Source organism: Mesorhizobium sp. M7D.F.Ca.US.004.01.2.1, assembly GCF_003997785.1.
Lineage (GTDB): Bacteria > Pseudomonadota > Alphaproteobacteria > Rhizobiales > Rhizobiaceae > Mesorhizobium > Mesorhizobium loti.
Genome location: NZ_RZRQ01000216.1, coordinates 1 through 10,354 on the forward strand (window position 1 = coordinate 1; position 10,354 = coordinate 10,354).

Consider the following 10,354-nt stretch of genomic DNA (forward strand, 5'->3'; position numbering starts at 1 on the left):
TCGTTTGGCAGATCGCCTGTTCGTCGCCGACATCGAGCCTGCCGCCGCCGACCCAGGTCTGGAACGAGGCCTATGATCTGATCGCGCATCCGTTCTTCGACAATGGCCCGCAGGATATCGGGCTCGCCTGGCGGGTGCTGATCTCGCTGCAGCGCGTTGCCATCGGTTTCGGCCTGGCGGCGATCGTCGGTGTCGCGCTCGGCGCGCTGGTCGGTCAGTCGATCTGGGCGATGCGCGGCCTCGACCCGGTGTTCCAGATCCTGCGCACGGTGCCGCCGCTCGCCTGGTTGCCGCTGTCGCTGGCTGCGTTCCGCGATTCCAGCCCGTCGGCGATCTTCGTCATCTTCATCACCTCGATATGGCCAATCATCATCAACACGGCCGTCGGCGTGCGCAACATCCCCGAGGACTACCGCAACGTCTCGCGCATCCTGCGGCTCAACCAGTTCGAATTCTTCGTCAAGATCATGGTGCCGGCCGCCGCGCCCTACATCTTTACCGGCCTGAGGATCGGCATCGGCCTGTCCTGGCTCGCCATCGTCGCCGCCGAAATGCTGACCGGCGGCGTCGGCATCGGCTTCTTCATCTGGGACGCGTGGAACTCGTCGCGGCTGCCCGACATCATCGTCGCGCTCGCCTATATCGGCGTCACCGGCTTCTGCCTCGACCGGCTGGTCGCGGCGGTCGGCGCCTTCGTCACCCGCGGCACAACGGCAAAGTGAGGAGAGGGCGATGACGGCCTATCTGAAACTCGACCATATCGACAAATCCTTCACTCGTGGTGCCCAGGTCAGCGACGTTCTGAAGGACATCAGGCTGACCATCGACAAGGGCGAATTCGTCTCCATCATCGGCCATTCCGGTTGCGGCAAGTCGACCCTGCTCAATCTGATCGCCGGGCTGACCAAAGTGTCGGCCGGCGCCGTGCTGCTTGAGGACAAGGAGGTCGACAGTCCCGGTCCCGAACGCGCCGTGGTGTTCCAGAACCACTCGCTGCTGCCGTGGCTGACCGTCTACGAAAACATCAATCTCGCGGTGTCGAAGGTCTTCGGCCGTTCGAAGAGCAAGGCCGAGCGGCATGACTGGATCATGCGCAATCTCGACCTCGTGCAGATGGCGCATGCCAAGGACAAGCGCCCGGCAGAGATATCGGGCGGCATGAAGCAGCGCGTCGGCATTGCCCGAGCGCTGGCCATGGAGCCGAAGATCCTGCTGCTCGACGAGCCGTTCGGCGCGCTCGACGCACTGACGCGCGCCCATCTGCAGGACGCGGTGATGGACATCCATTCGCGGCTCGGCTCGACGACGATCATGATCACTCATGATGTCGACGAGGCGGTGCTCTTGTCCGACCGCATCGTCATGATGACCAACGGCCCGGCGGCGACCATCGGCGAGGTGCTTGCCGTGCCGCTGGCGCGGCCACGCCGGCGCGTCGAACTCTCTTCCGACCGGACCTTCCTGCGCTGCCGCGAGGCGGTGCTGAAGTTCCTCTACGAACGCCACCGCTTCGTCGAAGCCGCGGAGTAACACCATGAGCGAAAGACTGGTCATCATCGGCAACGGCATGGCCCCCGGGCGCATGCTGGAGCACCTTTTGGAACAGGCGCCGGGCCGCTACACTGTCACCATCTTCAACGCCGAGCCGCGCGTCAATTACGACCGCATCATGCTGTCGCCGGTGCTGTCGGGCGAGAAGGCCTATGAGGAAATCATCATCCACGGCGACGGCTGGTACATCGCCAACAACATCACCCTCTACAAGGGCCACAAGATCGTCGCCATCGACCGGGCAGCGAAGACCGTCACCTCCGATCATGGTGTCACCGAGCCCTACGACAAGCTCGTCATCGCCACCGGCTCGGTGCCGTTCATCATTCCGGTGCCCGGCCACGACCTGCCGGGCGTGCTGACCTATCGCGACCTCGACGACGTGCAGGCGATGATGCTCGCTGCCCAGTCACGGGCCAAGGCGGTGGTCATCGGCGGCGGCCTGCTCGGGCTGGAGGCGGCGGCGGGCTTGAACGCACAGGGCATGGACGTCACCGTGCTGCATGTCATGCCGACGCTCATGGAACGCCAGCTCGATCCGGCCGCCGGCTACCTGCTGCAGCGTGCGGTGGAGCAGCGCGGCATCAAGGTCATCACCAAGGCCAACACACAGGCGATCACCGGCAACGGCAAGGTCGGGCAGGTGGAACTCGCCGACGGCACGATCATTCCGGCAACGCTGGTGGTGATGGCCGTCGGCATCAGGCCGAATTCGGCGCTGGCCAAACAGGCCGGCATCGCCGTCAATCGCGGTATCGTCGTCGACGCCGGCATGCGCAGCAACGACCCTGATATTTACGCGCTCGGCGAATGCGCGGAGGTCAACGGCCAGGTCTACGGCCTGGTGGCACCGCTCTACGAGATGGCGCGCGTTACAGCCAGCCAGCTTGCCGGCAACGAAGCGGCGGCCTTCGTCCATATGGACACGCCGACCAAGCTCAAGGTCACCGGCATCGACCTGTTCTCGCTCGGCGACTTTGCCGAGGGCGAGGACCGCCAGGAGATCGTGCTGCGTGACGCGGCCGCCGGCGTCTACAAGCGCCTGGTGCTGAAGGACGACCGCATCATTGGCACCGTGCTCTATGGCGAGACGGCGGACGGTGCGTGGTTCAACGATCTGAAGAAGAAGCAGACCGACATATCCGAAATGCGCGATACGCTCATTTTCGGCCAGTCCTACCAGGGGGGTGCCCCGCTGGACCCTATGGCGGCCGTTGCAGCCTTGCCGGATGATGCGGAAATCTGCGGCTGCAACGGCGTTTGCAAGGGAAAGATCACTGGTGCGATTGCGGGGAAGGGCCTGACCTCGCTCGACGACGTGCGCGCCCACACCAAGGCCTCGGCCTCCTGCGGCTCCTGCACCGGGCTGGTCGAGAAGCTGATGGTGCTGACCATCGGCGACAAATACAATCCGGCGGCGGTGCAGCCGATGTGCGGCTGCACGACGCTCGGCCATGACGAGGTGCGCCGGCTGATCATCGCCAAGCGCCTGAAGACCATTCCCGCCGTCATGCAGGAACTGGAATGGACGACCTCCTGCGGCTGCGCCAAATGCCGGCCGGCGCTCAACTACTATCTCGTCTGCGATTGGCCGGACGACTACGCCGACGACTACCAGTCGCGCTTCATCAACGAGCGCGTCCACGCCAACATCCAGAAGGACGGCACCTATTCGGTGGTGCCGCGCATGTGGGGCGGGGTGACCAACGCCGCGGAGCTGCGCGCCATCGCCGACGTCGTCGACAAGTTCGAAATCCCGATGGTCAAGGTCACCGGCGGCCAGCGCATCGACATGCTCGGCATCCGCAAGGAAGACCTGCCGGCGGTGTGGGCCGATCTCGGCCAGGCCGGCTTCGTCTCCGGCCATGCCTATGCCAAGGGTTTGCGTACGGTGAAGACCTGCGTCGGCTCGGACTGGTGCCGCTTCGGCACTCAGGATTCGACGGGCCTCGGCATCCGCATCGAGAAATTCATGTGGGGCTCGTGGACGCCTGCCAAGGTCAAGATGGCGGTGTCGGGCTGCCCGCGCAACTGCGCCGAGGCGACCTGCAAGGATGTCGGCGTCATCTGCGTCGACTCCGGCTACGAAATCCATTTTGCCGGGGCGGCCGGCCTCGACATCAAGGGCACCGAGGTGTTGGGCATGGTCAGGACCGAGGACGAGGCGCTGGAGCACATCGTGGCGCTGACCCAGATGTACCGCGAGCAGGGTCGCTATCTTGAGCGCATCTACAAATGGGCCAAGCGCATCGGCATCCCCGAGATCAAGCGCCAGATCATGGACGATGGCGACAAGCGCAAGGCCTATTACGAGCGCTTCGTCTTCAGCCAGAAATTCGCCCAGGTCGACCCGTGGTCGGAGCGCGTTTCCGGCAAGGACAAGCACGAATTCCGGCCGATGGCCTCGGTCGGGTTTGCGCAGGCGGCGGAGTGATCATGATGAACTGGATATCAATCGGCTCCCTCTCGGACATCCCGCGCCGCGGAGCGCGCTGCGTCGTCACGCCCGAGGGAAAAATCGCCGTCTTCCGTACCGCCGACGATCAGGTCTATGCCATCGACGACCATTGCCCGCACAAGGGCGGGCCGCTCAGCCAGGGCATCGTGCACGGCACGGCGGTGACCTGTCCCTTGCACAATTGGGTGATTTCGCTGGAGACGGGCAAGGCGCTCGGCGCCGACGAGGGCGCGGTGCGCAGCATTCCGGTGCGGGTCGAAGGCGAGCGTCTGTTCATTGCGCTGGAAGCGCTGGCCAGCCGCGCGGCCTGAACCATGGAGATCGACGCAGCGCGCGAGGTGAGGACCACCTGCCCCTATTGCGGGGTGGGCTGCGGCGTGCTGGCGAAGGTCGCCGCGGACGGGCAAGTGTCCGTCCGCGGCGACCCCGACCATCCGGCCAATTTCGGCCGGCTCTGCTCCAAGGGCTCGGCACTGGCCGAGACCATCGATCTCGACGGCAGGCTGCTGCATCCGGAGATCTACGGCCGTCGCGCCGGCTGGGACGAGGCGCTCGACCTTGTCGCCTCGACCTTTTCGCAGACAATCGCCGAGCACGGGCCCGATGCGGTCGCTTTCTATGTCTCCGGCCAGTTGCTGACCGAGGATTATTACGTCGCCAACAAGCTGATGAAGGGCTTTGTCGGCTCGGCCAACGTCGACACCAATTCGCGCCTTTGCATGGCATCGTCGGTTGCCGGCCACCGCCGCGCCTTCGGCTCCGACACCGTGCCGGGAACCTATGACGATCTGGAGCTTGCCGACCTGATCGTGCTGGTCGGCTCCAACCTCGCCTGGTGCCATCCCGTGCTCTACCAGCGCATCGCGGCTGCCCGGGAAAAGCGACCGGAGGTGAAGATCGTACTGGTCGACCCGCGCCGCACCATGACCGCTGATATTGCCGACATGCATCTGGCAATCGCGCCCGATGGCGACGTCGCTTTGTTCACCGGGCTGCTCGCTTATCTCGGCCAGCACAACGCGCTCGACCGCGCCTATATCACGGCGCACACGACCGGCTTCGGGCAAGCGCTGTTCGCCGCCTCCGTGCTCGACCTTGCCGGCGTCGCCGCCGCCACGGGCCTGAGCGAGGACGAGCTTGGCCGCTTCTACGGCCTGTTCGCGGCGACGCCGAAAACAGTGACGGTCTACAGCCAGGGGGTGAACCAGTCGTCCTCGGGCACCGACAAGGTCAACGCCATCATCAACTGCCATCTCGCCACCGGCCGCATCGGCAGACCGGGGGAAGGGCCGTTCTCGGTGACCGGCCAGCCCAACGCCATGGGCGGCCGCGAGGTTGGCGGCATGGCCAACATGCTCGCCGCCCATATGGAAATCGAAAACCCAGAGCATCGCGAGCGCGTGCAGCGCTTCTGGAATGCGCCGGCCATTGCCGGAAAGCCCGGCCTGAAGGCGGTCGAGATGTTCCAGGCGCTGGCCGAGGGGCGCATCAAGGCGCTGTGGATCATGGCCACCAATCCGGTCGATTCGATGCCGGACGCCGATGCCGTCGAAGCGGCGATCAAGGCCTGCCCGTTCGTCGTGGTGTCGGACGTGCTGGCCGAGACCGACACCGTCCGCCACGCCCATGTCCGGCTGCCCGCCGCTGCCTGGGGCGAAAAGGACGGCACCGTCACCAATTCCGAGCGCCGCATCTCACGCCAACGCGCTTTTTTGCCCATGCCCGGCGAGGCAAGGCCCGACTGGCTGATTGTCGCCGAGGTGGGCATGCGGATGGGGTTTGGCGGGGCGTTTTCCTATGAGACCCCGGGGGAGGTTTTTGCCGAGCACGCCGCTTTGTCGGGGTTCGAGAATGACGGCGCGCGGGATTTCGATATTGGCGCTTATGGGGAGATCGATGGGGAGGGGTATGAGGCACTTGAACCGTTCCAGTGGCCAGCGCCCAGTCGTGCCGACCCCTTCTGGCCTGCCGGCCATCTCCCCCTCGAGGGGGGAGATACGCAGCTTCGCGGCCTGCGCACATCCAGCAGCGCAGGAGATTGGCGAAAGCCGAGCGGCGAGCTGATCTCCCCCCTCGAGGGGGAGATGGCCGGCAGGCCAGAGGGGGTCGGCACGACTGAGCTCCAACCTATTCGCTTCTTCGCCGACGGCGGCTATTTCACACCCGACCGCAAGGCGCGCTTCATTGCGATCCGCCCAACCACGGAAATCCGCACCAGCCCCGACTATCCGCTGATCCTCAACACCGGCCGTATCCGCGATCATTGGCACACCATGACACGGACGGGCAAAAGCCCGCGGCTGTCGCAGCACATCGCCGAGCCCTTCGTCGAAATCCACCCGGTGGATGCGCAACGCTTCGGCATCGGCGACGCCGACATCGCGCGCGTTTCCAGCCCGCGCGGCGACGTGCTGGTGCGCGCTCTGGTGACGGCACGCCAGCGCCAGGGCAGCCTGTTTGCGCCAATGCACTGGACCGATCAGTTTGCCGCGAAGGGCCGGCTCGACACGCTGACTGCGCCGCTGACCGATCCCATTTCCGGCCAGCCGGCGCTGAAACATGTCGCAGTCCGCATCGAGAAATTCGCTGCTAAAGCCTTTGGCTTCGCCGTGACGCGGCAGAGGCCGGCGCCTGATACCGCGGCCTACTGGGCGGTGGCCAAATGTAACGGCGGCTGGCGGGTCGAATTGGCCTTTGCCGATGACGACATCGACTGGGCCGGCTTTGCCGGGTCACTGTTCGGCGCGTCAGCGGGTGCCGAAATGTCAGCCTATCATGACAGCGACGCCGGCCAGCATCGCATCGCCGCCTTCGACGGCGATCGATTGTCAGGCGCCCTGTTCGTCGCGCCCGGCCCGGTCGCCGTGTCGCGCGGCTGGGCGGCGGAACAGCTGAGCGCCGATCATGTCGACCGGCGCGGCAGGCTGGCGATCGTGGCCGGGCGGCCGGGCGGGATCGATGTCGACCGCGGCGCCATCGTCTGTTCCTGTTTCGGCGTCGGCGCCAACCAGATCGCGGAAGCGGTGCGCCGCGGCTGCGGCAGCGTCGCGGCAATCGGCGCGGCCCTGCATGCCGGCACGAATTGCGGCTCATGCCGCGCCGAGATTAGGGTTATTGTCGACGCACAGAGTCTCCAAGCAGCCGAGTGATTGTCCTCGCCAAGGGGCCTGCGCGACGGTGCTTGTTGGGCTATGGTGGCGCAAGCGTGCAGCGTCAGCACGAATCGTCTTCAGTCAGGGTCATCCAAATGGCAAATCCCCCGCGCCGACCGACAAATCCGATGACTGCCGCCGAAGCGGCTTTCAAGCCGGTGAAGAAGCCGGTCGCCCCGGTCCGCGAGCCTACGGCCGCTCCGGGTGTCAGGGAGCTTGTTTCGATCCGGATCGACCGCGCCGTGCTGGACCATTTCCAGGAGGATGGTCCTGGCTGGCAGGACCGCATCAACGACGCCTTGCGGCAAGCGATAGAAGGCAAGCCTGCTGTCACCGGGGATGATCGTTCAGACGACGAGTAGCGGCTGTTCCAGCCGGCTCACGCTTCGAAGTGCAGGATATAGAGCTTGCGCGTCTTCTCGTGGATCGTCCATTCGCCTTTCCAGCCTTTCGGCAGCACCAGCATTTCGCCGGCGCCAACATCCTCGCTGCGGCCATCGGGACTATGCAGCGAGACCCGTCCTGAGACGATGTGGCAGGTTTCGGAATTGCTGTCGCGCGATGCGGTGAACCGGCCCGGCGTGCATTCCCAGACGCCGACTTCCAGTGTGCCGTCCGGCGACGTCCACAGCGTCTTCGACGCTTCGAGCTGATTGCCGCTGATCGAGGTCGGCTTGGGCTCGGGCTCGCCGAGATCGATAGCGGCGAGATGGGCGAAGGTCTGAAAGTCGGTCATGGCGGGTCTCCAGGCAGGCACTGAAAATGCAGAAGGTTTTTGGAATCGTTCCGAAGGCTCAATGCCCGGTGATGCGGTCGGCGATCGCGGCCAGTTTCGACGTGTGCTGGAGGCCGGCCTCCTCGCGCTCGTCGGCGACGCGGTAGAGCTGGTACATCGAGTGGACACCGAGCCAGCGCATCGGCTCGGGCTCCCATTTGCTGACCTTGCGGTTGACCCAGGGCAGGCGGGTCAGTTCGGTGTCGCGGCGCAAGATGAGATCACGCAGCGTGCGGCCTGAAAGGTTGGAGCTCGACACGCCGAGCCCGACATAGCCGCCGGCCCAGCCAATGCCGGTCTCAAGGTCGAGACCAGCCGTCGTGCACCAGTCGCGCGGGACGCCGAGCACACCGCACCAGGCGTGGTCGATGCGAAGCCTGGCTGTCTGCGGCAGAAGGCGGATGAGGATGGCGTGCAGGCTTTCGATGGTCGCCTGCTGCGTCTGGCCGCGCACGTCGGTCTGTGAGCCGTAGCGATACGGCACGCCGCGCCCGCCCATGGTGATGCGGCCTTCCCTGGTGCGCTGCGCGTAGCAATAGGCGTGCGCGGCGTCGCCCAGGAGCTCATGGCCTTGCCAGCCGATCTCGTCCCACAGCGACTGCGGCAGCGGCTCGGTGATGATCTGCGCGCTGTTGAGCGGCAGCCAGAGCCGCTCATTGCCCGAGATGCCGGCCGTGAACCCTTCGGTGGCGCGGATGATGATCGGTGCGCGCACGGTGCCGCGGTTCGTCGTGACCTTGCCCTTCTCGATGCCGGTCACGGTGGTCTGTTCATAGATCGGCACGCCGAGCCGCTCGACGGCTTCGGACAGGCCGCGCACCAGCTTGGCCGGCTGCACGCGCGCGGTGCCGTGGTGGATATAACCGCCAAGCACATTTTTGATGTTGATGCGGGCCTTGGCCTCTTCCTGGCCAATCAGGCTGACGCGGTCCTGCGGTACGCTCCAGCCGATCGCATCGGCATAGGCGGCCTTGATCCGTTCGAGCTGCGGCGGGTTGGTGGCGACCGTCAGATTGTCGACGCGGCGGATGTCGGCATCAATGCCTTCGGCCTCGGTCACCTTGATCACTTCATCGACCGTGCCATGCATGGCGGTTTCCATGTCGATGACGGCGCCGCGCGTCGACATCTGCAGATATTTCTCGCGCGACCAGCTGAAGCCGCCGGACAGCCAGCCGCCATTGCGGCCCGACGCGCCGAAGCCGGCGAACTCCCGCTCGACGATGGCGATGCGGATCGAAGGATCGGCCTTCTTCAGATAGTAGGCCGTCCACAGCCCGGTGTAGCCGGCGCCGACGATGCAGACATCGGCTTCGATATCCCCCGGGAGCGGCGCGCGATAGGCCGGCAGGCCGATGTCGGCATACCAGAACGAGACGTTGCCGTTGACTTTGGCGTCCATGTCTAAAAATCCTGCGGGGAAAAAGAGCGGTCAGGTCATCGTCATGTCGGCGCGGTTGTCGTCGGCAAGAAGTTTTGCATCGACGACGGACCAGCGCAGATCGACTGTGTCACCAATCGAGAACGGTGCGGCTTCCAGCGACGAGCGCACGATGGCGACCGAGCCATCGCGAAGCGTCACCTGGTATTTCGAACCCGACCCCAGATAGATCGCCTCGCTGACTTCACCGGTGAGGCTGTTCTGCCCTGCGGTCAAAGGCGTTTTTGCGCTGGCAAGCGAGAGCTTTTCCGGTCGCAGCAGGACCACCGGCTTCTGGCCGCCGGCGAGCTTGCCGCCGGCAACGATCTTCTGGCCGGCGATCGTCAGGCTGGTCTCGTTTCCGGACGTCTGGGCATCGCCGCGCAGGCTGGTCGATTCGCCGATGAACTTCGCTACGAACAAGGTCGTCGGCTCGTCATAGAGCTGGCGGCCCGTTCCCACCTGTTCGATGCGTCCCTGGTTGAACACGGCGATGCGGTCGGAAAGCACCAGGGCCTCTTCCTGATCATGCGTGACGTAGACGAAGGTGGTGCCGAGTTCGCGGTGGATACGCTTGATTTCCAGCTGCAGCCATTCGCGCAGTTTTTTGTCGAGCGCGCCGAGCGGCTCGTCCATCAGGAGCAGCGGCGGATCGAAGACGATGGCGCGCGCCAGCGCCACGCGCTGCTGCTGGCCGCCAGAGAGTTCGGCTGGATAGCGATGCGCGAAATCGGCCATCTTGACCATATCGAGGGCGCGCGCGACTTGGCGATCTCGCGCCGGCTTGTCCATGCCGCGCAAGGTGAGGGGATAGGCGACGTTCTTGCCGACCGTCATGTGCGGAAACAGCGCGTAATGCTGAAAGACGACGCCGATGTTGCGCTTGTGCGCCGGCAGAGCGACGATGCTTTTGCCGCCGACGGCGAGGTCGCCGGCGGTGAGGTCGGTGAAACCCGCGACGACGTTGAGCGTGGTGGTCTTGCCCGAGCCGCTGGGTC

General features: G+C 65.3%; 9 protein-coding genes. 6 read left to right on the top strand and 3 right to left on the bottom strand.

Annotated features, from left to right (window positions below; translation table 11 throughout):
* From ntrB to EN993_RS24380, 6 genes are all read left to right on the top strand, one after another.
* Positions 1–722 (top strand): nitrate ABC transporter permease (gene ntrB / locus EN993_RS24355; protein ID WP_127265036.1); only part of this gene is annotated, 722 nt, incomplete at its 5' end.
* Positions 723–732: 10 nt separating this feature from the next.
* Positions 733–1,530: an ABC transporter ATP-binding protein gene (locus EN993_RS24360; protein ID WP_127265037.1), complete on the top strand. Its 798-nt coding sequence runs from the start codon at positions 733–735 to the stop codon at positions 1,528–1,530.
* A gap of 4 nt (positions 1,531–1,534) precedes the next feature.
* The gene (gene nirB / locus EN993_RS24365; protein ID WP_127265038.1) at positions 1,535–3,985 is read left to right on the top strand and encodes a nitrite reductase large subunit NirB; all 2,451 of its coding nucleotides are present in this window, start codon (positions 1,535–1,537) and stop codon (positions 3,983–3,985) included.
* Positions 3,986–3,990: 5 nt separating this feature from the next.
* Positions 3,991–4,320, top strand: a complete 330-nt coding sequence (gene nirD, locus EN993_RS24370; RefSeq protein WP_109661329.1) for a nitrite reductase small subunit NirD — start codon at positions 3,991–3,993, stop codon at positions 4,318–4,320.
* Between the two features lie 3 nt (positions 4,321–4,323).
* Positions 4,324–7,158, top strand: coding sequence for a nitrate reductase (locus EN993_RS24375; RefSeq protein WP_127265039.1), 2,835 nt, complete (start codon positions 4,324–4,326; stop codon positions 7,156–7,158).
* A 98-nt stretch (positions 7,159–7,256) separates the two neighbouring features.
* A complete protein-coding gene (locus tag EN993_RS24380) occupies positions 7,257–7,523 on the top strand; it encodes a BrnA antitoxin family protein (RefSeq protein ID WP_109660201.1) in 267 nt (88 codons plus the stop codon).
* A 17-nt stretch (positions 7,524–7,540) separates the two neighbouring features.
* Here the strand turns inward: EN993_RS24380 and EN993_RS24385 are convergent, their stop codons facing one another.
* The 3 genes from EN993_RS24385 to EN993_RS24395 form a co-directional block, all read right to left on the bottom strand.
* Positions 7,541–7,897: a cupin domain-containing protein gene (locus EN993_RS24385; protein WP_109660203.1), complete on the bottom strand. Its 357-nt coding sequence runs from the start codon at positions 7,895–7,897 to the stop codon at positions 7,541–7,543.
* 58 nt (positions 7,898–7,955) lie between these two features.
* Entirely contained in the window at positions 7,956–9,338 is a 1,383-nt protein-coding gene (locus tag EN993_RS24390; protein WP_109660205.1) for an FAD-binding oxidoreductase, read from the bottom strand.
* Between the two features lie 30 nt (positions 9,339–9,368).
* Positions 9,369–10,354 (bottom strand): ABC transporter ATP-binding protein (locus EN993_RS24395; protein ID WP_164757782.1); only part of this gene is annotated, 986 nt, incomplete at its 5' end.

Excerpts from the sequence above, each read along its gene's own strand:
- EN993_RS24360 (WP_127265037.1), top strand. The coding sequence starts at position 733 with ATGACGGCCTATCTGAAACTCGACCATATCGACAAATCCTTCACTCGT.
- EN993_RS24375 (WP_127265039.1), top strand. The coding sequence starts at position 4,324 with ATGGAGATCGACGCAGCGCGCGAGGTGAGGACCACCTGCCCCTATTGC.
- EN993_RS24385 (WP_109660203.1), bottom strand. The coding sequence starts at position 7,897 with ATGACCGACTTTCAGACCTTCGCCCATCTCGCCGCTATCGATCTCGGC.
- nirD (WP_109661329.1), top strand. The coding sequence starts at position 3,991 with ATGAACTGGATATCAATCGGCTCCCTCTCGGACATCCCGCGCCGCGGA.
- EN993_RS24390 (WP_109660205.1), bottom strand. The coding sequence starts at position 9,338 with ATGGACGCCAAAGTCAACGGCAACGTCTCGTTCTGGTATGCCGACATC.
- EN993_RS24380 (WP_109660201.1), top strand. The coding sequence starts at position 7,257 with ATGGCAAATCCCCCGCGCCGACCGACAAATCCGATGACTGCCGCCGAA.
- nirB (WP_127265038.1), top strand. The coding sequence starts at position 1,535 with ATGAGCGAAAGACTGGTCATCATCGGCAACGGCATGGCCCCCGGGCGC.